The following is a 21,233-nucleotide window of genomic DNA, read 5'->3' as shown; positions in this document are numbered from 1 at the left end:
TCGGCTCCGGGGCTAAATGAGGTTCCTTATCATCTGGAACCTCATTTCGCTGCCCCAGGAGTCGCCAGCATGTCGGTACGCAAAGGCCTTCTCGCTTCCCTCGCCCTCGCCGCACTGGCGGGCACCGCCCAGGCCGCCGACGAGGTGGTGGTCTACTCCTCGCGCATCGACGAGCTGATCAAGCCGGTGTTCGACGCCTACACCCAGAAGACCGGCGTGCAGGTCAAGTTCATCACCGACAAGGAAGCGCCGTTGATGGCGCGGATCAAGGCCGAGGGCGCCAACACCCCGGCCGACCTGCTGCTCACCGTGGACGCCGGCAACCTCTGGCAGGCCGAGAAGATGGGCATCCTGCAGCCGTTCGACTCGCCGACCCTCGACGCCAACATTCCCCCGCAGTACCGCTCCGGCACCGACAGCTGGACCGGCCTGTCGCTGCGCGCGCGGACCATCGCCTACTCCACCCAGCGGGTGAAGCCGGAGGAACTGAGCACCTACGAGGCCCTGGCCGACAAGCAGTGGGAAGGCCGCCTGTGCCTGCGCACGGCGAAGAAGGTCTACAACCAGTCGCTGACCGCCACCCTGATCGAGACCCACGGCGAGCAGAAGACCGAGCAGATCCTCAAGGGCTGGGTGGGCAACCTGGCCACCGACGTGTTCTCCGACGACACCGCGCTGCTCCAGGCCATCGCCGCCGGCCAGTGCGACGTCGGCATCGTCAACACCTACTACTACGGGCGCCTGCACAAGCAGAAGCCGGACCTGCCGGTGAAGCTGTTCTGGCCGAACCAGGGCGACCGTGGCGTGCACGTCAACCTCTCGGGCATCGGCCTGACCAAGAACGCACCGCACCCGGAGCAGGCCAAGGCCCTGGTGGAGTGGATGACCGGCCCCGACGCCCAGGCCCTGTTCGCCTCGCTGAACCAGGAATTCCCGGCCAACCCGAAGGTCGCGCCCTCGGAGGAAGTGGCGGCCTGGGGCAGCTTCAAGGCCGACAGCATCCCGGTGGAAGTCGCCGGCAAGCGCCAGGCCGAAGCCATCAAGCTGATGGACCGGGCCGGTTGGAACTGATGGCGGCGGGCGGCAGGCTACAGGCTGCCGGCCAGAGCGACGGGGCCCCTTGTAGGAGCGAGCTTGCTCGCGAACCCGGGCCGCGTGCCGGGGCGTTCGCGAGCAAGCTCGCTCCTACGAAAAGCCCATCCTCCGCTCTTCGCCTGCAGCCTGCCGCTTGTAGCCTGTAGCCCGAATAACCATGTCCCGCCGCTGGTACCCCATCACCTTCTCCATCGCCGCCCTGGTGGCGTTGCCGCTCGTCGTGCTGGCGCTGAGCTGGGGCGAGATCGACACGGAAATCTGGGCGCACCTGTGGGACACCCAGCTGCCGCGCCTGCTGGGCAACAGCCTGGTGCTGGTGCTCGGCGTCGGCATCGGCGTGACCCTGCTGGGCACCAGCCTGGCCTGGCTCACCGCGCTCTGCGAGTTCCCCGGGCGGCGCTGGCTGGACTGGGCGCTGATGCTGCCCTTCGCCATCCCGGCCTACGTGCTGGCGTTCGTCTTCGTCGGCCTGCTGGACTTCGCCGGGCCCTTGCAGACGCTGCTGCGCGAATGGTTCGGCAGCGGCCTGCGGCTGCCCCGGGTGCGTTCCACCGGCGGGGTGATCCTGGTCCTGGTGCTGGTCTTCTACCCCTACGTCTACCTGCTGGCGCGCGGCGCCTTCCTGGCCCAGGGCCGCGGCCTCACCGAGGCGGCGCGGGTGCTCGGGCTGTCGCCCTGGCAGGCCTTCTGGCGCGTGGCGCTGCCCATGGCGCGGCCGGCCATCGGCGCCGGCCTGGCCCTGGCGATCATGGAGACCCTGGCCGACTTCGGCGCCGTCTCGGTGTTCAACTTCGACACCTTCACCACCGCCATCTACAAGACCTGGTACGGCTTCTACAGCCTGTCCAGCGCCACCCAGCTGGCCAGCCTGCTGCTGCTCGGGGTGTTCCTGGTGGTGCTCGGCGAGCGCCACAGCCGCGGCCGTGTCGTGGCCGGCAGCGAGAAGCCGCGCACCGCGCCGCTGTACCGCCTGCGCGGGTTCAAGGCCTTCGCCGCCAGCGCCTGGTGCGGCCTGGTGTTCGCCTGCGCCTTCGCCATTCCCCTGGCGCAGCTGCTGGCCTGGTGCTGGCAGCGCGGCCGCTTCGACCTCGACGAGCGCTACTGGGGCCTGCTCTGGCACAGCCTCGGCCTGGGCGCCACGGCGGCGGCGCTGTGCGTGGCGGTCGGCCTGCTGCTGGCCTTCGCCCGCCGGCAGACGCCGGCGAAGCCGGTGCGCGCCGCGGTGGGCCTGGCCAACCTCGGCTACGCGGTGCCCGGCTCGGTGCTGGCGGTGGCGATCATGCTGGCCTTCAGCTGGCTGGACAACCACTGGGTGATCCCGCTCTCCAGCGCCTTGGGCGGCGCCGGCAAGCCGTTGCTGCTGGGCAGCCTGGGGGCGCTGTTGCTGGCCTACCTGATCCGCTTCCTGGCGGTGGCCGAGGGGCCGCTGGAAAGCACCCTGATGCGCATCCGCCCGTCCTTCGCCGAGGCTTCGCGCAGCCTCGGCGTGGCGGGGCCGGCGCTGTTCGCCCGCGTCTACCTGCCGCTGCTGGCGCCGGGGCTGATGAGCGCCGCGCTGCTGGTGTTCGTCGACGTATTGAAGGAAATGCCGGCTACCCTGCTGATGCGTCCCTTCGGCTGGGACACCCTGGCCGTGCGCGTCTTCGAGATGACCAGCGAGGGCGAATGGGCCCGCGCCGCGCTGCCGGCGCTGAGCCTGGTGCTGGCCGGGCTGCTGCCGGTGGTGCTGCTGATCCGCCGTTCCGCAGCCAGCGCGGCGGGGCGCGACTCGACCGTCGGCCGAGGTGTCCAGGCACCGGCCTAGCGGCTACAATGCGCCGGTTTCGTGCGGGCCGCCCTCGCGCTCCGCATCCGCCATTCCCGGAAGGAGAACACCCATGGGACAGCGCACCCCGCTCTACGACCTGCATGTCGCCCTCGGCGCGAAAATCGTCGATTTCGGCGGTTGGGACATGCCCCTGCACTATGGTTCGCAGGTCGAAGAGCACCACCAGGTCCGCCGTGACTGCGGCGTGTTCGACGTCTCCCACATGACCGTGGTCGACGTCACCGGCCCGCAGTCCAGGGAATACCTGCAACGCCTGCTCGCCAACGACGTCGAGCGCCTGCAGGTGCCCGGCAAGGCGCTGTACAGCGCCATGCTCAACGAGCGCGGCGGGGTGGTCGACGACCTGATCGTCTACCTGGGCGTGTACGGCTACCGCGTGGTGGTCAACGCCGCCACCCGCGAGAAGGACCTGGCCTGGATGCAGGCCCACACCGAGGGCTTCGAGGTCCAGCTGCAGGCGCGCCCGGACCTGGCCATGCTGGCCGTCCAGGGCCCCAACGCGCGGGACAAGACCGCCGAACTGGTGAGCCCCTCCCGCGCCACCCTGATCCGCGAACTCAAGCCGTTCCAGGGCAAGGCCGACGGCGACTGGTTCATCGCCCGCACCGGCTACACCGGCGAGGACGGCCTGGAGATCATGCTGCCGGCCGCCGAGGCGCCGGGCTTCCTCAACGAACTGGTCGGCGCCGGCATTTCCCCCGCCGGCCTGGGCGCGCGCGATACCCTGCGCCTGGAAGCCGGGATGAACCTCTACGGCCAGGACATGGACGAAGAGATTTCGCCCCTGGCCGCCAACATGGGCTGGACCATCGCCTGGGAACCGGCCGGGCGCGACTTCATCGGCCGCCAGGCCCTGGAAGCCCAGCGTGCCGCCGGCGACCAGCCGAAGCTGGTCGGCCTGGTGCTGGAGGAGCGCGGCGTGCTGCGCGCCCATCAGGTGGTGCGGGTGGCCGGCATCGGCGAGGGCGAGATCACCAGCGGCAGCTTCTCCCCGACCCTCGGCAAGTCCATCGCCCTGGCCCGCCTGCCGGCGGCCACCGGCGACCGCGCCGAGGTGGAAATCCGTGGCAAGTGGTACCCGGTTCGCGTCGTTCAGCCGAATTTCGTGCGTCATGGCAAGGCCCTGATCTAAATTGCATAGGCGACCCGTCGTCGCCGCTGCCCCGTCCCCGAGGAAAACAAGATGAGCAACATTCCCGCCGACCTGCGTTACGCCGCCAGCCACGAGTGGGCGCGCCTGGAAGCCGACGGTACCGTCACCGTGGGCATCTCCGACCATGCCCAGGAAGCCCTGGGCGACGTGGTCTTCGTCGAGCTGCCGGAGCTCGGCAAGCAACTCAACGCTGGCCAGGAAGCCGGCGTGGTGGAATCGGTCAAGGCCGCCTCCGACATCTACGCCCCGGTCGGTGGCGAGGTGATCGCCATCAACGAGGTCCTGGCCGACACCCCCGAGGAAGTCAACAACGACCCCTACGGCTCCTGGTTCTTCAAGCTCAAGCCGAGCAACCCGGCCGAGCTGGACAAGCTGCTCGACGCCGCCGGCTACCAGGCCGCCTGCGACGCGGACGCCTGATCGCGGCGCCGAACCCCCAAGGCCCCGCTCAGTCGGGGCCTTGTTCTTCCTGCCTGGCCTATCCTGTGTGGATCGTGCATTCCCGATCGAGGTCCAGGCCATGTCGAAAAGCCCTTCGCTGTCCCAGCTGAACCAGCCCGATGCCTTCCTGCGCCGCCACCTCGGCCCCGACGAGGCGGAGCGACGGACGATGCTCGAGGCCCTGGGCGTCGCCAGCCTCGACGACCTGATCGTACAGACGGTGCCGCCGGCCATCCGCCTGAACCGCCCGCTGGAGCTGCCGCCGGCGCTGGACGAGCAGGGCGCCCTGGCCAGGCTGCGCGGCTATGCGCAGCAGAACCAGCTGTGGACCAGCCTGATCGGCACCGGCTACTACGGCACCGTCACGCCCACGGTGATCCTCCGTAACGTGCTGGAGAACCCCGGCTGGTACACCGCCTACACCCCCTACCAGCCGGAGATCGCCCAGGGCCGCCTGGAGGCGCTGCTGAACTTCCAGCAACTGACCATCGACCTCACCGGCCTGGACCTGGCCAGCGCCTCGCTGCTCGACGAGGCCACCGCCGCCGCCGAGGCCATGGCCCTGGCCAAGCGCGTGGCCAAAGCCAAGAGCAACCTGTTCTTCGTCGACGTGAACTGCCACCCGCAGACCATTTCCGTGGTGCGTACCCGCGCCGAGGCCTTCGGCTTCGACCTGGTGCTGGACGAACTGGACAACCTGGGCCAGCACGCCGTGTTCGGCGCGCTGCTGCAGTACCCGGACAGCCGCGGCGAGGTCCGCGACCTGCGCCCGCTGATCGATGCCCTGCACGCCCGGCAGGCCATCGCCTGCGTCGCCGCCGACCTGCTCAGCCTGCTGCTGCTGACGCCGCCGGGCGAACTGGGCGCCGACGTGGTGCTCGGCAGCGCCCAGCGCTTCGGCGTGCCCATGGGCTACGGCGGGCCCCACGCAGCCTTCTTCGCCACCCGCGACGAGTTCAAGCGGGCCATGCCCGGGCGGATCATCGGCGTGTCCCGCGATGCCCGCGGCAACACCGCGCTGCGTATGGCGCTACAGACCCGCGAGCAGCACATCCGCCGCGAGAAGGCCAACTCCAACGTCTGCACCTCGCAGGTGCTGCTGGCCAACATCGCCAGCCTCTACGCCGTCTACCACGGCCCCGAGGGCCTCAAGCGCATCGCCCAGCGCGTGCACCGGCTCACCGCCATCCTCGCCGCCGGGCTGTTCGCCAAGGGTCTCAAGCGCGTCAACGCGCACTTCTTCGACACCCTGACCCTGGAGGTGGGCGCGCAGCAGGCGGCCATCCTCGAACGCGCCCGCGCGGCGCGCTACAACCTGCGCATCGTCGGCGAGGACCGCCTGGGCGTCAGCCTGGATGAAACCTGCAGCGCCGAGACCGTCGCCACGCTGTTCGACATCTTCCTCGGCGCCGGCCATGGCCTGAGCATCGCCGTGCTGGACGCCGGCGACCTCTCCGACGGCATCCCCGGCACCCTGCAGCGCCGCTCCGGCTACCTGGGCCACCCGGTGTTCAACCGCCACCACAGCGAGACCGAGATGCTGCGCTACCTGCGCCAGCTGGAAGGCAAGGACCTGGCGCTGAACCAGGCGATGATCCCGCTGGGCTCCTGCACCATGAAGCTCAACGCCACCAGCGAGATGATCCCCATCACCTGGCCGGAGTTCGCCAACCTGCACCCCTTCGTGCCGCGCGAGCAGGCCGAGGGCTACCGGCTGATGATCGACGAGCTGGAGAGCTGGCTGCGCGCCATCACCGGCTTCGATGCTATCTGCATGCAGCCCAACTCCGGGGCCCAGGGCGAGTACGCCGGGCTGCTGGCCATCCGCAAGTACCACGAGAGCCGCGGCGAGGGGCACCGCAACGTCTGTCTGATCCCGTCCTCGGCCCACGGCACCAACCCGGCCTCGGCGATCATGGCGAGCATGCGCGTGGTGATAGTCGAGTGCGACAAGGGCGGCAACGTCGACCTGGAAGACCTCAAGCTCAAGGCCGCCGAGGCCGGCGCCCAACTGGCCTGCCTGATGATCACCTACCCCTCGACCCACGGCGTGTACGAGGAGGGCATCCGCGAAATCTGCGAGGTTATCCACAGCCACGGCGGCCAGGTCTACATGGACGGCGCCAACCTCAACGCCCAGGTCGGCCTGGCGCGGCCGGCGGACATCGGCGCCGACGTGTCGCACATGAACCTGCACAAGACCTTCTGCATCCCCCACGGCGGTGGCGGCCCGGGCATGGGCCCGATCGGCGTGAAGAAACACCTGGCGCCGTTCGTCGCCAACCACCCGGTGATCCGCATCGAAGGCCCCAACCCGTTGAACGACGCGGTCAGCGCCGCGCCCTGGGGCAGCGCCAGCATCCTGCCGATCAGCTGGATGTATATCGCCATGATGGGCCCGCAGCTGGCCGACGCCACCGAGGTGGCCATCCTCAGTGCCAACTACCTGGCCCAGCGCCTGGACGGTGCCTTCCCGGTGCTCTACCGCGGGCGCAACGAGCGCGTGGCCCACGAATGCATCCTCGACCTGCGGCCGCTCAAGGCGCAGACCGGGATCAGCGAGGAGGACGTGGCCAAGCGCCTGATGGACTACGGCTTCCACGCCCCGACCATGTCCTTCCCGGTGCCCGGCACGCTGATGGTGGAGCCCACCGAGAGCGAGTCGCTGCACGAGCTGGACCGCTTCGTCGAGGCGATGCTGAGCATCCGCGCGGAAATCGCCAAGGTGGAAACCGGCGAATGGCCGGCCGAGGACAACCCGCTCAAGCGCGCCCCGCACACCCTGGCCGACGTCACCGGCCCCTGGGAGCGGCCCTACGGCATAGCTGAGGCGGTGACCCCCAGCGAGCACACCCGCGCCTTCAAGTACTGGCCGGCGGTGAACCGGGTGGACAACGTGTTCGGCGACCGCAACCTGTTCTGCGCCTGCGTGCCGGTGGACGAGTACCGGGAGTGAAGGGGCAAGCGTCCCGAGGCTTTTCGTAGGAGCGAGCTTGCTCGCGAACGGACACCGCAGCGGGGCTCGTTCGCGAGCAAGCTCGCTCCTACAAGGTCGTAGCCCATGGGCGCTGGTGTTCCAGCCGGCGGCGGATAACGCTTCGCGTTACTCGCCCTACGGTTCGGGCGGGTTGTAGCTCCGTAGGATGGCGTTGAGCGCAGCGATACCCATCGCCACAACCGCATGGGTTTCGCAAGCTCGACCCATCCTACGGTCTGGATGAGATCCGCTTCTACGAAATGCCGAGCCCCTGTAGGAGCGGGCCCTGCCCGCGATTCGCGCGCAGGGCGCGCTCCTACAAGGGCACGGTGTGGAGGCAAACCGTAGGATGGTGTTGAGCGCAGCGATACCCATCGCCACAACCGCATGGGTTTCGCAAGCTCGACCCATCCTACGGTCTGGATGAGATCCGCTTCTACGAAATGCCGAACCCCCTGTAGGAGCGGGCCCTGCCCGCGATTCGCGCGCAGGGCGCGCTCCTACAAAGGCACGGTGTGGAGGCAACCGTAGGATGGCGTTGAGCGCAGCGATACCCATCGCCACAACCGCATGGGTTTCGCAAGCTCGACCCATCCTACGGTCTGGATGAGATTCGCGCCTACGAAATACCGAGCCCCCTGTAGGAGCGGGCCCTGCCCGCGATTCGCGCGCAGGGCGCGCTCCTACAAAGGCACGGTGTGGAGGCAACCGTAGGATGGCGTTGAGCGCAGCGATACCCATCGCCACAACCGCATGGGTTTCGCAAGCTCGACCCATCCTACGGTCTGGATGAGATTCGCGCCTACGAAATACCGAGCCCCTGTAGGAGCGGGCCCTGCGCGCGATTCGCGCGCAAGGCGCGCTCCTACAAAGGCACGGTGTGGAGGCAAACCGTAGGATGGCGTTGAGCGCAGCGATACCCATCGCCACAGCCGCATGGGTATCGCAAGCTCAACCCATCCTACGAAGCGCCGTCACTGCGCCACGCCGTCCTGGCTCATCAGGATGGCATTGGCCAGCTCCATGTCGCTGCGTTGCTGCAGCTCCGGATGATCGCTGCGCAGGCGCTGCAATGCGGCCTCCAGGTACGGGCCGCGGATGGCGCCGTCGCTGGCCACGTAACTGCCGGCGTCGTCGCGGGCGGCGAGGATCAGCTTGTGGTCGTGCTTGAAGGTCAGGTAGGTCGAGGCGGTGGTGGCCCCGGAGGAGATGATGTCGCGCCAGAAGCTGTCGGCCATGGCCGGGGCCAGGGGAAGCAGGGCGAAGACAGCTAGGATGCCGGTCAATTTGAACATGCGCATGGGAGTTGCTCCTCCGTAGGTCCGCATACCTTTCTGAGCGCTCGGCGCTACCAGGGGTTCCGGTTATCTGGATGACCGGTTCGCGGTTGCGGTAGTCCCGCCTTGGGACTAGCATGTGCCGATGAAAATCATCGCCATCGGCAACCTGCGCGATTTCTGGACGGCCCATCCGGACGCGGAGCAACCGCTCAAGGCCTGGATCGATGAAGCCAAGGCCGCGACCTGGAGCCAGCCGGGCGACATCAAGGCCAGGTATGCCAGCGCGAGCATCCTCAAGAGCCGCCGGGTGGTGTTCAACATCAAGGGCAACGACTATCGACTGATCGTCGCGGTTGCCTACCGGTTCGGCGCGGTCTACATCAAGTTCATCGGCACGCACGCGCAGTACGATGCCGTCGACGCGAATACCGTCGAGATGGAGTGAGAAAGCATGCACATCCGACCTATCCATACGCACGAGGACTACAAGGCCAGCCTCAAGGAACTGTCCGTCTACTTCGATGACGAGCCGGAGCCCGGCACCCCCGAGGGGGATCGTTTCGAAGTGCTGTTGACGCTGGTCGAGGCCTATGAGGCCAAGCACTACCCGGTCGAGGCGCCGCACCCCATCGAGGCCATCAAGTTCCGCATGGAGCAGGGCGGCCTGACCGTCAAGGACCTGGTGCCCTCGATTGGCCAGCCCAACCGCGTCTATGAGGTGCTGTCCGGCAAGCGCAGCCTGACGCTGCCGATGATCCGCAAGCTGCACCGCAACCTGGGGATTCCCGCCGAGAGTCTGATCGCCGAGTACGCCTGAGGCGAGCGCATCGAAAAGCCCGCTGCCCCGTGAGGAGCTGCGGGCTTTTGCGTGTCCGGGGAGTGCCGCTCAGCGTTCGCCGGCCAGCAATGCACTGGCCAGCTCCATGTCGCTGCGTTGCTGCAACTGCGGATAATCGCTGCGCAGCCGCTGCAGCTCGGCCTCCAGCCAGGGGCCGCGGATGGCGCCGGCGCTGGCGACGAAGCTGCCGGCGTCCTCGGCCAGCGGGCCGACCAGTTTGTGGTCGTCGCGGCTGGTGAGGTAGCTGGAGGCGGTGGTGGCGCCGGTGGACAGCACGCCGCGCCAGAAGCCGGCGTCTTCGGCCTGGGCGGCGGCGAAGGGGAGGGTGGACAGGGCGACGGCCAGGGCCGCTCCGGGGATACGCATGGGTGCTCCTTGGGTGACTGCGTTCGCGTCCCCTCAGAGTGCGTGCCCGCCGGCGAGTTCCGGAGCGCCTGGTGGAATCAGGCGCTTCCGAGCGGCGCCGTCATTCTCCCTTCAGCGCCGGGTCGTCGGGGTTCTGCTGTTCCAGCTCGGCCAGTTGCATCTGCACCTTCTCCAACTGGCCGATCTCGCGCAGGTAGGCGATCAGCGCCAGGCGCGCGTCGCGGTTGGCCGGGTGGCGTTGCAGCAGTTGCTCCAGCTGGCGGCAGGCGGCGTCGGCCTGGCCGGTGTCGTGCAGGCCGATGGCCAGGATGTAGCGGAACTGGGCGCTGTCCGGGGCCAGGCGCACCGCTTCCTGCAGCTCCTTGAGCGCCGCGTCGCGCTGGCCCTGGCGGATCAGCGCCAGGCCCAGGGCATGGTGCAGCAGGCCGGACTGCGGGTGGCGCTTGAGCGCGCCGTCCAGCAGCTGGCGGGCTTCGTCGGGGCGCTGGCGGGCTTCCAGCCACTGGTAGAGGCTGACCAGCGCCGGCAAGAAGTCGGGGTCGCGCACCAGGGCCGCGCGCAGCGCCGGTTCCACTTCGGCGTCGCGGCCGGTGACCTGGTAGAGCATGGCGCGGTTGAGGTTGGACTCGGCGCGCTCGGCCAGGCTCAGCTGGACCTCCTCGTATTCCTTCAGGCCCTTGGCCAGCGGCGCCTGCAACCCGGCGCGCACCTCCGGCGGCAGTTGCGCCAGTTGCCAGGTGGCGGAGAGGCGCACGGCGCGCAGCGGGTCGTCCAGCAGCGGGGCCAGCAGCAGCGCCTGGCGCGGCGGGCTGGCCAGGGCGGCGACCGCGCCTATGGCGGCGTTGCGCACCAGCGGGTCGTTGTCCTTCAGGCCTTGGGCGGCCAGTTCCAGGGAGCGCGGGCTGGGATAGGCGGGCAGTTCGGCGAGCAGGGTGGCGCGGCGGATCACCGGCAGGTCGCTGCTGGCCAGCAGCAGGTGCAGTGCCCGCGAGGCGCCGGGCTGGCCGTTGCGGGCCTTCCACTGGGTGTCGTCGTAGCGCGGCACGGCGCCGGCCGGCTTGGCGTCGCTGGCGTACCACAGGCGGAACTGTTCGCTGACCTTGGAAGCGCTGTCGCGGTGGCAGCCCATGCAGGCGTCCGGCGCGCCTATCTTCTGCGCGTGCTGCGGGTCGGGAATGCTGAAGCTGTGGTCATGCCGGTAGTGGTTGACCATGTAGTACTTGCCCGGCATGTGGCAGGACGTGCACTGGGCGCCGGGTGTACCGCTCTGGTGGTGATGGTGTTCGGGCGAGTCGTAGTCCTTCGCCAGCAGGCCCTTGCCGTCGACGCCCGGGCGCACCGGCTTGCCGGCCGGGTTGTGGCACTGCAGGCAGAGGCCGTTGCCGGCGATCTTCACCTGGCCGCTGTGGGGGTTGTGGCAGTCGGTGCACTTCACGCCCTTCTCGAACATCTTGCTCTGGGTGAAGGAGCCCCACTCGAAGACCTCGTCCTTGATCTTGCCGTCGATCTGGTACAGCTCGCGGGTCAGCAGGCTCGGCAGGTAGTCGTCCATGAACCGGTGGCGGTGCTGGAAGCCGTCGCCCAGGGGCGCGCGGCGGGCGTGGCAGCGCGCGCAGTTCTCCACCAGCTCGCTGGCGGCGGTGCTGGCGCCCAGCGGCCTGTCGAAGCCGCGGCTGGCGTCGCCGTCGGGTTTCTGCGCCCATTCCAGGTGGCGCGAGGCCGGGCCGTGGCAGGCCTGGCAGCCGACGCCCAGGCTTTGCCAGTGGCTGGCGAAGGTGTTCTTGTCGGCGTCGAAGTTACGCTTGAACTCGGTGGTGTGGCACTCGATGCACATGAAGTTGGCGTTCTGCGTCGGGCGCGTCCAGTGCAGCTCGTCCTTGAAGTCGACGTGCTGCCCGGGGTTGAGCTCGAACCAGCGCTGCTTCTGGGTATCCCAGGCGACGCCGAGGGCCTGCAGGCGGCCGCCGGGGTATTCCAGCAGGTACTGCTGCAGCGGCGCCACGCCGAAGGTGTAGGCCACCTTGAAGTCCGCCGGCTTGCCGTCGGCGCCCGGGGTGTTCACCCAGAATTCCTCGCCCTTACGGAAGAAGCGGGTGCTTTCGGCCTCGCCCTTGAACCTGGCGTCGGCGAAGTCGCCCAGCACGTTGGCTTCGTTGGCCACCTGCATCGCCTTGTGGTGATGCGAGCCCTGCCAGTCCTGGAACTGGCCCTGGTGGCATCCCTGGCATTGCTGCTCGTCGACGAAGCCGGCCTTCGGCGCCTCGGCCACCACGGGTTTCGCCGGGGGCGCGGGCGGGCTCGCGACGGGCAGCGACGGGGCGCTGTGCTCGACGTACCACCAGGCGCCCGCGCTGGCCAGCAACAGCACGGCCACCAGCGCTGCAGCCAGGCGCCGCGCCAGGCGGGGAGGGGAAGTGGGTCGGGCCGGTGCGGCCCCTTTGCGGTCTTTCTTATGGGCAGGCTTCTGCATGCGACGTCCGTTGTTCGGGCAGCCATGTATCACGGTGGCAGCAGCTTCAGTGACTGCCGGGGGTATGTCAAACCCGGTTCCGCCGCAGTGGCGGCGGCCCCTCGAAAGGATGAGGCGCGTTCAGGGCTGGCGGATGGCGGCGACCCGGGCGCTGTCCACCTTCACCGCCGGGTTGCCGAACTGCGCCGTGAGGTAGTTGACCAGGGTGGCGATCTGCTGGTCGTCGAGCGCGCCGGCGAAGCCTGGCATGAACACTTCCTGCCCGGCGCTTTCACGGTGCACGCCGGTGAGCACGACCTGCACCAGGTTGTCCGGCTGCTGCGCGCCCACCGTGGTGTTGCGGCTGAGCATGGGGTAGTAGGCGTCCTGCGTGCCCTGGCCGTTCCAGCCGTGGCAACTGGCGCAGTTGCCGAGGAACAGCCGGGCGCCGTCGTCGCGGGTCTGGGCATCGAAGTCCTCGCCGCGCAGCGTCACCACGTCGTCGGCGGGGCCGCCCCAGGCGAAGCGCGGCTTGCGTTCGCCGTCTTCGACCGCCCTGACGCTGCGCAGGTAGTTGGCGATGGCCTGCAGGTCGTCGGGCCGCAGGTACTGGAAGCTGTGCTCCACGGCCTCGGCCATGGGCCCGGCGGCCTGGGCCTTGCCGGGCAGGCGGCCGCTGCGCAGGTACTGCGCCAGTTCGGCGTCGCTCCAGCCGCCGATGCCGGCGTGGGTGTCGCTGGTGATGTTGTAGGCGTACCAGCCGCCCAGGGCGGCGCCGGCGAGGTAGCCGCTGCCCTTCTCGTCCAGGGCCTTCTCCTGGAAGGCCAGGCCGCGCGGGGTATGGCAGGTGCCGCAGTGGGCCAGGCCCTGCACCAGGTAGGCGCCGCGGTTCCAGGCCGCGCTCTGTTTCGGGTTGGGCTGGAAGGGCCGGTCGTCGTGGAACAGCGCGTTCCAGACGGCCAGCGGCCAGCGCATGTTCAGCGGCCAGGGGATGTCGCTGTCGCGGTTGGCCTGGGCCACGGCCTCGACGCCGCCGCGCAGGAAATAGGCGTAGAGGGCCTGCATGTCCGCGTCGCCGATCTTGGCGTAGGCGGTGTAGGGCATCGCCGGGTAGAGGTGCAGGCCGCCCCTGGCCACGCCTTCGCGCAGGGCGCGGGCGAAGTCTTCGTAGCTGTAGCTGCCGATGCCGGTGCGCGGATCGGGAGTGATGTTGCTGGAGTAGACCGCGCCCAGCGGAGTGGTCAGCGGCAGGCCGCCGGCGAAGGGCTGGCCGCCGGGCGCGGTGTGGCAGGCGGCGCAGTCGCCGGCGCGGGCCAGGTATTCGCCGCGCTGCAGCAGCTCGGGTGGTGCCGGGTCCAGGGCCGGGGCCGCCTGGGCCAGGCAGGGCAGCAGGAGGAGGGCGGCCAGTAGGCGGGCGAACATGCTCAGGCCTCCCCTTTCAGGCGCTCGGCCAGGCGCAGGGCGAGGGCGGCGAGGCTCAGGGTGCAGTTCACCGAACCCACCGTGGGCATCACTGCGCTGCCGGCGATGAACAGGTTGGGATGGTCGTGGCTGCGGCAATCGTGGTCCACCACCGAGTCGCCGGGATCGTCGCCCATCAGCGTGGTGCCGGCGATGTGGTTGTTGTTGGCGAAGCTGTCCTCGAACTGCACCTCGCTGCCGCCGAGCAGCCTGGCGGCATGGGCGTAGACCTCGCGAGTGTGCGTCGCGCTGCGGCGCACGTAGTCGTCCATGGCGTAGGTGAATTCCGGCTTGGGGATGCCCAGGGCGTCGCGCTCGCTGGCGCTGGGCACGATGCGGTTCTCCGGGCGCGGGAGGATTTCGTGGAAGCTGTCGAAACGCACGAAGCGCGCGGCGCGGTCGCGGATCTGCGCTTCCAGTTCGCGGCCGAGCAGCAGAGGGCCCTGGCGGATCAGTTCGGCAGCCACCTGGTCCACCCGCGAGAGGTTCGACAGGTGGATCTTCTTCGCCGCGTACTGGCTGCGGAAGGCGCCGTCGCGGAAGCCGACCATCGAGGTCATCTCCTGCGGCCCGCGCCCGGGCCAGAGCTTCTCGCTGGCGTAGAAGCGCACCGCGGTGCCGGGGTGGTCCATGAGGTTGCGACCGACCATGCCGGAGGCGTTGCCGACCTCGGAGATCAGCATCAGCTTGGGCGTCTCCACGCCATTGGCGGCGAGCACGAAGACCTTGCCTTCGACTCGCGTCTCCTCGCCCTGCGGGTCCTTGCAGAGGGCGGCGACTATGCGCCCGCCATCGCCCTTCTCCAGCTTGAACACCACGCTGTTGTCCAGCAGCCGGGCGCCGGCGGCCTCGGCCTTCTCGACGTGGACGATGCCGTTGTACATGGCGCCGACCGGGCAGATCGGCATGCAGTTGTTGTTGCCGCAGCAGGTCGGCCGGTCGTCGAAGGGGCGGCTGTTGCGCGCCACCGGCTCGGTGACCACGCGGTAGCCGTTGGCGTTGAGCACGTCCTTCACCCGCTGCTCGTTCCACGACAGCGGCAGCGGCGCCATGGGGTAGGCCTGGCTGCGCGGCGAGCCCAGCTCCTCGTCGGCCGGGCCCCAGACGCCGAGGGCCTCTTCGGCGCGCTGGTACCAGGGCTCCAGCTCCGCATACTCGAACGGCCAGTCGCGGCCGACGCCGTACAGGCTCTGGAGCTTGAAGTCGTTGGGCAGGAAGCGCCAGGCCGAGGCCGCCCAGTGCCAGGTGGTGCCGCCGACCACCCGCAGGTACTGCACGTCGTAGGGGTGTTCGCCCTTCTGCACCAGGTAGTGGTTGTCCGGGTGGTACTGCGGGTGCGGCGCGTGGGCCATGGACGGGTAGGGCGCCTGGTTGTCGGACTTGTCGGCCTGGTTGCGGAAGTGCTCGACGATCTCCCAGCGCGACAGCCGCGGGCCGGCCTCGAGGATCAGCACGTCCTTGCCTGCCAGGGCCAACTGGTGGGCGACCAGGGCGCCGGCGACGCCGGAGCCGACCACCACGTAGTCGGCGCTTTGCGTGTCGGCCATGCTCAGGCTCCCCGCTCGACCGGTTGCGCGGCCCAGAAGCCCGGCTGGTTGCTGCAGTAGCTGCGCGGCAGCAGCACGTCGTCCACCGCGCGGAACATCAGCGCGCTTTCGTAGGCGACCACGCTGGGGTGGTCGTCCTCGCCCACGTAGCCCAGGTACCAGGCGGCGAGCATCTGCCGCGCCAGCCACTGCTGGCGCTCGCTCCAGCGCTGCGGGCCGTCGCCCAGGCGCGCCTGCAGCTCGCCCAGGCTCTGGGCGAGGGCGGTGTCGCGCTGCGCCAGGGCCAGGTACAGGCGCTGGCCGATGCGTGGGTCGAGGTTGCTGCGCCCGGTCAGGCGCTGCGACAGCGTCATGAAGATCGCCAGTTCCGCCTCGGCCTGGGGCGTCAGCGCGGCCCAGGCCATGGCCGCCGGGCCCAGCAGCAGGCCACCGGCCACGGCGCCGCCGCAGGCCATGGCCAGCAGGCGCCGGCGGGACAGGGAAAAGCGTGGCTGGTCTGGCATGCGGACCTCTCGTTCAGCAGGCAGCGGCGGCCCGGGGCCGCGGCGGGATCACGGGGTGATGGGCCGGGTCATGCCCGGCCTTCTGGCTTATCGTCGGCCCGCTCCAACCAAGGGTGGCGGTACGCGGGCCTGCCCCTTAGTATTGCGGCATCTCGCGATTCTGCAGGGCGAATGCGCCCGCGCCGAACCTTCGGCGTGCCTCGCGGACCTCTCTACGACACGGGTTTTCCATGAAACAGTACCTCGACCTGATGCGCCACGTGCGCGAGCACGGCACCTTCAAGAGCGACCGTACCGGCACCGGCACCTACAGCGTATTCGGCCACCAGATGCGCTTCGACCTGGGCGAAGGCTTCCCCCTGGTGACCACCAAGAAGTGCCACCTGAAGTCGATCATTCACGAGCTGCTGTGGTTCCTCAAAGGTTCGACCAACATCGCCTACCTGAAGGAAAACGGCGTCTCCATCTGGGACGAATGGGCCGACGAGAACGGCGACCTGGGCCCGGTCTACGGCTACCAGTGGCGCTCCTGGCCGGCGCCGGACGGCCGCCACATCGACCAGATCGCCAACCTGATGGACATGCTCAAGCGCAATCCGGACTCGCGCCGCCTGATCGTCTCGGCCTGGAACCCCGCGCTGATCGACGAGATGGCCCTGCCGCCGTGCCACGCGCTGTTCCAGTTCTACGTCGCCGACGGCAAGCTCAGCTGCCAGCTGTACCAGCGCTCGGCGGACATCTTCCTCGGCGTGCCCTTCAACATCGCCAGCTACGCCCTGCTGACGCTGATGGTCGCCCAGGTCGCCGGCCTGCAGCCGGGCGACTTCATCTGGACCGGCGGCGACTGCCACCTGTACGCCAACCACCTGGAGCAGGCCGACCTGCAGCTGAGCCGCGAGCCGCTGGCGCTGCCGACCATGAAGCTCAACCCCGAAGTGAAGGACCTGTTCGACTTCCGCTTCGAGGACTTCGAATTGGTCGGCTACGAATCCCATCCGCACATCAAGGCGCCCGTCGCCGTCTGACCGCCCGCCTCTTCGCCCCCGCCCATGTGGCGGGGGCTTTCCTCCCGTTCCGTCCTTCCCCAGGAGCGGACTCCGTCCGCGATTTCGCGCGCAGGGCGCGCTCCTACAGGGGAATGGCGCGGGGGCGTAGCATGGGAACAACTGTCTTACAGCCCGCGCCCGGATGCTCTTCGTAGGAGCGAGCTTGCTCGCGAACCGCCCGTCACTGGGTTATTCCCCTTAAGGATGGTGCCCGACTCCAACTCCACTCCGAACAGCCCCCTCTCCCTTCAGGGCGGGGCGCGCAGCCGAGGGCTGGGGAGAGGGCGCTCTTGAACCCAGCACCTACGCCTCCGGCAAACCCCGTTCGCGAGCAAGCTCGCTCCTACGTTGTTTTCGATCGCGCCAAGGTGCTGTGCTCTTCGTAGATACCGCCTGCTGGTGCGCTATCCATTCGATTGGTAGTGCTTCATTCCGCATAGCGATACAAGGTTCCGCCTGATCGCCACTGCTTGCTATGCTGGCCCGATCGCCCGTCGCTGTCCGGACGGCCCCACTGCGCTTGCGCCGCGCCATGCCCTTCGCGCTGAACAACGATAACGACGGGGAAATGTCATGCAGCCTTTCAGCTTCGCCACCACCGCGCAGATTCTCTGCGAGAGCGGTTCCGCCGTCCGCCTCGGCGCGCTTTGCCAGGAGCGCGGCGCCGCCCGCGTGCTCATCGTCAGCGACCCCGGCATCGCCCGCCTGGGCCTGCTCGACGGGGTGCTGCCGGGCTTCGCCGCCGCCGGGGTGGCGGTGCAGGTGTTCGACCAGGTGCTGGCCGACCCGCCGGAGGCGGTAGTCCTGCAGGCCGCCATGCAGGCGCTGGAGATGGGCGCGCAACTGGTGGTCGGCTTTGGCGGCGGCAGCTCCATGGACGTGGCCAAGCTGGTCGCCCTGCTGGCCCACCCGCAGGCCAGCCAGGCGTTGCCGGAGCTGTTCGGCGTGGGCAATGCCCGCGGCCCGCGGCTGCCACTGATCCAGGTGCCGACCACCGCCGGCACCGGCTCGGAAGTCACCCCCATCGCCATCGTCACCACTGGCGCCACCACCAAGAGCGGCGTGGTCAGCCCGCACCTGCTGCCGGACCTGGCCCTGCTCGACGCCGACCTGACCCTCGGCTTGCCGCCGGCGGTGACCGCGGCCACCGGCATCGACGCCATGGTCCACGCCATCGAGGCCTATACCAGCAAGCTGAAGAAGAACCCGCTGTCCGACCTGCTGGCCCGCGAGGCCCTGCGCCTGCTGGCGCGGAACCTCGATGCGGTGGTGCACGACGGCGCCAACCGCGAGGCGCGCCAGGCCATGCTGCTGGGCGCCTGCCTGGCCGGCCAGGCCTTCGCCAACGCGCCGGTGGCGGCGGTGCACGCCCTGGCCTACCCGCTGGGCGGGCATTTCCACATTCCCCATGGCCTGTCCAACGCGCTGGTGCTGCCGGAGGTGATGCGCTTCAATGCGCCGGCCGCCGCCGCGCTGTACGCGGAGCTGGCGCCGCTGCTGCTCGGGGAGCGCCTGCGCCCCGGCGACCGCGACGGCCTGGTCGGGCAGTTCATCGAAGAACTGGCGGCGCTCAGCCCGCGCTGCGGCCTGCCTTCGCGCCTGCGCGACGCCGGGGTGCCGGAGCACATGCTGGTGCTGCTGGCCAGCGACGCCATGCAGCAGCAGCGCCTGCTGGTCAACAATCCGCGCGAGGTCGGCGAGGCCGACGCCCTGGCGATCTACCGCGCCGCCTACTGAGGACGACATGAGCGAACACCCCAGCCGCGCCGACTACCGGCACTTCCAGCCGATCACCACGCGCTGGCACGACAACGATATCTACGGCCACGTGAACAACGTGACCTACTACGGCTTCTTCGACACCGCGGTGAACACCTACCTGATCGAGCAGGGCGGGCTGGACATCCACGACGGCGAGGTGGTCGGCTTCGTGGTCAGCTCCAGCTGCGACTACTTCGCCCCGGTGGCCTTCCCCGAGCGCATCGAGGTCGGCCTGCGCGTCGGCAAGCTGGGCAACAGCTCGGTGCAGTACGAACTGGCGGTGTTCCGCCAGGGCGAGGACCTGGCCTGCGCTGCCGGGCGCTTCGTGCACGTCTTCGTCGAACGCGCGGGCAACCGCCCGGTGCCGATTCCTGACGGTCTGCGCGAGGCGATGCAGGCGTTGCTGGTAGGTTGAGCTCGGGCTCACCGGGAACATTGTAGGAGCGCGCCCTACGCGCGAAATCGCGGACGGAGTCCGCTCCTACGTTGTTTTCTGGGTTATTCCCCTTCGGGCCAGCGCAAGCGCTGTTCGCGATAGAGCCGCGTCCCGCATTCGCGGGAGTGACGGGGTAAGAATCGTATTTTCCGACGTCATTCCCGCGAACGCGGGAACCCAATAGACAGTTGCTCCTACCGCACCGGCAGGCACGGCTTTTCGTAGGAGCGAGCTTGCTCGCGAATGAGCCCCCGCTGCGGAATCTGTTCGCGAGCAAGCTCGCTCCTACGAAGAGCATTCCGGCGCGGCCTGCAAGGAGCACCCCGTAGGATGGGTTGAGCGAAGCGATACCCATCACCACGATGCCGGTGGGCCGAGGCCCTACCAACCCAGCGGGTAGTGGCGGATGCGGCAGGGTTTGGGGTTGCCGTCGTTCTTGCACGTGCCGTCCAGGTACTGGTAGCGCATGCGGATGCGCTGCCCCGGCTTCGGCCATTGCTTGCGCGGCACCATGCTCTGGTAGTCGGGGCTCTCCGGTTCGAATTCGATCAACTGGCCAGGGGCCGGGCACTCGGCATTGGCCGGCTGCGCCCGGGTCTGCAGCACGCGGGCGCGCAGCCCGGGGTAGGGCTGGGTGCGTATGCCGCTGATTTCCACCTCCAGGCGGCAGACCTGCCAATTGGCCGCCTGGGCGGAGGGCAGAGCCAGCAGGCAGAGGACGGGGCAGAGCAGGGCGGCGATGACTTTCACGGGATGTTCCTTGGCGCCGGTGAGCCAGGAAGCCTATACCAGCCGGGCGCTGTGCAGGGGCTTGTTCGGCATCTCTTCCTGCGGGATGGCGGGAGCGGGGCGGGTTCGCGAGCAAGCTCGCTCCTACGGGCGGGTTCGCTCTGTGCCATGAAAAACGCCGTTTCCTCCAAGGAGGAAACGGCGTTTTGTCTTGCCTGTGCGAGCGAAGGCTCAGTCGCGGTGTTTGTGCCGGCGCTTGTGTTTGTGCTTGTGGTCGCTGTCGTGATGATCCTTGTCATCGGCCAGCGAGCTGCCCACCGCGCCGCCGGCCGCGCCGCCCAGGCCGGCGCCGATGGCTGCGCCGGTGGAGCCGCCGACCTTGTTGCCCAGCACTGAACCGCCGGCCGCGCCCAGGCCGCCGCCGATGGCGGCCTCGGTCTTCTTGCCGTCCTTGGCGCTCATGGCGCCGCCGGCCGCACCGCCGACGCCGGCGCCGATGGCCGCGCCGGTGCTGCCGCCCAGGGCGCCGCCGACGACGTTGCCCAGGGCGCCGCCCAGGCCGCTACCGACCGCTGCGTTGGTGTTGTCGCCGGCCAGGGCGTACTGGCTGGCGACCAGGCCGAGGGCCAGGGCCGAGAGAGTCTTGCGCATGTTCGAACCTTTGGGAGGGGAGAGAGTTGGAAGCATTGTTCCGAACGCAAAACAGCCGGACAAGCGTGTCCGGCTGAGCTGCGGGTTTATCGCGGGGCGCCTGCCCTGGGTCAATCCCAGTGCTTGTAATGGCGATGGTGCTTGTACCAGCCGCGATGACGGCCATTGTCATGCCAGTGACGGCGGTCGTCGTAGCGGGCGCGGCGGTAGCCGCGGTAGTCGTCGTCATCGTCATGGCGGTTGCTGTCGGCATAGTGGTTGCCCAGAGCGCCACCGCCGCCGCCGCCCAGGGCCGCGCCGATCAGGCCGCCGGTGCTGCCGCCGATCTTGTTGCCGATGACCTGGCCGCCGGCCGCGCCGAGGCCGCCGCCGATGGCCGCTTCGGTCTTGTTGCCGTGGCGGGCGCCGACCGCGCCGCCGGCCGCGCCACCGACACCGGCGCCAATGGCTGCGCCGGTGCTGCCGCCGACCGCCTGGCCGACGACGGTACCCAATACCCCGCCCAGGGCGCCACCGACGCCGGCACGGGTGTCGCCGTCCGCGAAGGCGGAACCACCGACCAGCGCAAGAGACAACAGGAGCATCGAGGAGTACTTCATAGAGAGGTTCTCTGTGTGGATGTTGGCGCCGATGCTGCTGTTGTACGAAGGCGCTTACAAGCCTCTGCCGACG

Annotated in this window: 19 protein-coding genes; 10 read left to right on the top strand and 9 right to left on the bottom strand. The window is 69.1% G+C overall.

Annotated elements, in window-relative coordinates; genetic code table 11:
• Nucleotides 1–69: 69 nt before the first annotated feature.
• From M8R19_RS14005 to gcvP, 5 genes are all read left to right on the top strand, one after another.
• A complete protein-coding gene (locus M8R19_RS14005; RefSeq protein ID WP_249918087.1) occupies nucleotides 70–1,071 on the top strand; it encodes an extracellular solute-binding protein in 1,002 nt (333 codons plus the stop codon).
• A gap of 181 nt (nucleotides 1,072–1,252) precedes the next feature.
• Nucleotides 1,253–2,899, top strand: coding sequence for an ABC transporter permease (locus M8R19_RS14000; protein WP_249918086.1), 1,647 nt, complete (start codon nucleotides 1,253–1,255; stop codon nucleotides 2,897–2,899).
• A gap of 73 nt (nucleotides 2,900–2,972) precedes the next feature.
• Entirely contained in the window at nucleotides 2,973–4,055 is a 1,083-nt protein-coding gene (gene gcvT / locus M8R19_RS13995; RefSeq protein ID WP_043269594.1) for a glycine cleavage system aminomethyltransferase GcvT, read from the top strand.
• A gap of 51 nt (nucleotides 4,056–4,106) precedes the next feature.
• Entirely contained in the window at nucleotides 4,107–4,496 is a 390-nt protein-coding gene (gene gcvH / locus M8R19_RS13990) for a glycine cleavage system protein GcvH (RefSeq protein ID WP_009615120.1), read from the top strand.
• Nucleotides 4,497–4,596: 100 nt separating this feature from the next.
• Nucleotides 4,597–7,473, top strand: a complete 2,877-nt coding sequence (gene gcvP / locus M8R19_RS13985; RefSeq protein WP_116424723.1) for an aminomethyl-transferring glycine dehydrogenase — start codon at nucleotides 4,597–4,599, stop codon at nucleotides 7,471–7,473.
• Between the two features lie 995 nt (nucleotides 7,474–8,468).
• Here gcvP and M8R19_RS13980 read toward each other — a convergent pair.
• Nucleotides 8,469–8,795 carry a DUF2388 domain-containing protein gene (locus M8R19_RS13980; RefSeq protein ID WP_074977952.1) on the bottom strand — a complete coding sequence of 109 codons (327 nt, stop codon included), beginning with the start codon at nucleotides 8,793–8,795 and terminating at the stop codon, nucleotides 8,469–8,471.
• Between the two features lie 121 nt (nucleotides 8,796–8,916).
• Here M8R19_RS13980 and M8R19_RS13975 point away from each other — a divergent pair, with 121 nt between their 5' ends.
• Nucleotides 8,917–9,219 carry a type II toxin-antitoxin system HigB family toxin gene (locus M8R19_RS13975; protein ID WP_116424725.1) on the top strand — a complete coding sequence of 101 codons (303 nt, stop codon included), beginning with the start codon at nucleotides 8,917–8,919 and terminating at the stop codon, nucleotides 9,217–9,219.
• 6 nt (nucleotides 9,220–9,225) lie between these two features.
• Nucleotides 9,226–9,591 carry a helix-turn-helix domain-containing protein gene (locus M8R19_RS13970; protein ID WP_074977948.1) on the top strand — a complete coding sequence of 122 codons (366 nt, stop codon included), beginning with the start codon at nucleotides 9,226–9,228 and terminating at the stop codon, nucleotides 9,589–9,591.
• 69 nt (nucleotides 9,592–9,660) lie between these two features.
• Here M8R19_RS13970 and M8R19_RS13965 read toward each other — a convergent pair whose 3' ends face one another.
• The 5 genes from M8R19_RS13965 to M8R19_RS13945 form a co-directional block, all read right to left on the bottom strand.
• Nucleotides 9,661–9,978 carry a DUF2388 domain-containing protein gene (locus M8R19_RS13965; RefSeq protein WP_043314009.1) on the bottom strand — a complete coding sequence of 106 codons (318 nt, stop codon included), beginning with the start codon at nucleotides 9,976–9,978 and terminating at the stop codon, nucleotides 9,661–9,663.
• A gap of 100 nt (nucleotides 9,979–10,078) precedes the next feature.
• Nucleotides 10,079–12,448: a tetratricopeptide repeat protein gene (locus tag M8R19_RS13960; protein ID WP_249918085.1), complete on the bottom strand. Its 2,370-nt coding sequence runs from the start codon at nucleotides 12,446–12,448 to the stop codon at nucleotides 10,079–10,081.
• Nucleotides 12,449–12,568: 120 nt separating this feature from the next.
• Nucleotides 12,569–13,849 carry a cytochrome c gene (locus M8R19_RS13955; protein WP_249918084.1) on the bottom strand — a complete coding sequence of 427 codons (1,281 nt, stop codon included), beginning with the start codon at nucleotides 13,847–13,849 and terminating at the stop codon, nucleotides 12,569–12,571.
• Between the two features lie 2 nt (nucleotides 13,850–13,851).
• On the bottom strand, nucleotides 13,852–15,435 hold the full coding sequence (locus M8R19_RS13950) for a GMC family oxidoreductase (RefSeq protein WP_249918083.1): 1,584 nt from the start codon (nucleotides 15,433–15,435) through the stop codon (nucleotides 13,852–13,854).
• Between the two features lie 2 nt (nucleotides 15,436–15,437).
• The gene (locus M8R19_RS13945) at nucleotides 15,438–15,938 is read right to left on the bottom strand and encodes a sugar dehydrogenase complex small subunit (protein WP_058072653.1); all 501 of its coding nucleotides are present in this window, start codon (nucleotides 15,936–15,938) and stop codon (nucleotides 15,438–15,440) included.
• A 230-nt stretch (nucleotides 15,939–16,168) separates the two neighbouring features.
• Between M8R19_RS13945 and M8R19_RS13940 the strand changes: the two genes are divergently transcribed.
• The 3 genes from M8R19_RS13940 to M8R19_RS13930 all read left to right on the top strand — a co-directional run bounded on the left by M8R19_RS13940 (nucleotide 16,169) and on the right by M8R19_RS13930 (nucleotide 19,160).
• Nucleotides 16,169–16,963: a thymidylate synthase gene (locus tag M8R19_RS13940; RefSeq protein WP_249918082.1), complete on the top strand. Its 795-nt coding sequence runs from the start codon at nucleotides 16,169–16,171 to the stop codon at nucleotides 16,961–16,963.
• A gap of 594 nt (nucleotides 16,964–17,557) precedes the next feature.
• Nucleotides 17,558–18,721, top strand: a complete 1,164-nt coding sequence (locus M8R19_RS13935) for an iron-containing alcohol dehydrogenase (protein WP_249918081.1) — start codon at nucleotides 17,558–17,560, stop codon at nucleotides 18,719–18,721.
• A gap of 7 nt (nucleotides 18,722–18,728) precedes the next feature.
• Nucleotides 18,729–19,160, top strand: a complete 432-nt coding sequence (locus M8R19_RS13930; RefSeq protein WP_074977929.1) for an acyl-CoA thioesterase — start codon at nucleotides 18,729–18,731, stop codon at nucleotides 19,158–19,160.
• A 402-nt stretch (nucleotides 19,161–19,562) separates the two neighbouring features.
• Here M8R19_RS13930 and M8R19_RS13925 read toward each other — a convergent pair whose 3' ends face one another.
• From M8R19_RS13925 to M8R19_RS13915, 3 genes are all read right to left on the bottom strand, one after another.
• On the bottom strand, nucleotides 19,563–19,931 hold the full coding sequence (locus M8R19_RS13925) for a hypothetical protein (RefSeq protein ID WP_249918080.1): 369 nt from the start codon (nucleotides 19,929–19,931) through the stop codon (nucleotides 19,563–19,565).
• A gap of 210 nt (nucleotides 19,932–20,141) precedes the next feature.
• Nucleotides 20,142–20,561, bottom strand: a complete 420-nt coding sequence (locus M8R19_RS13920) for a glycine zipper domain-containing protein (RefSeq protein WP_249918079.1) — start codon at nucleotides 20,559–20,561, stop codon at nucleotides 20,142–20,144.
• 110 nt (nucleotides 20,562–20,671) lie between these two features.
• Nucleotides 20,672–21,160 carry a YMGG-like glycine zipper-containing protein gene (locus M8R19_RS13915; RefSeq protein WP_249918078.1) on the bottom strand — a complete coding sequence of 163 codons (489 nt, stop codon included), beginning with the start codon at nucleotides 21,158–21,160 and terminating at the stop codon, nucleotides 20,672–20,674.
• Nucleotides 21,161–21,233: the final 73 nt, after the last annotated feature.

This window comes from Pseudomonas sp. R3.Fl, assembly GCF_023516765.1.
In the GTDB taxonomy this organism is placed as follows: domain Bacteria; phylum Pseudomonadota; class Gammaproteobacteria; order Pseudomonadales; family Pseudomonadaceae; genus Pseudomonas; species Pseudomonas citronellolis.
The sequence above is the reverse complement of the archived record's forward strand: the minus strand, read 5'-3'. Positions and strand labels throughout refer to the sequence as shown.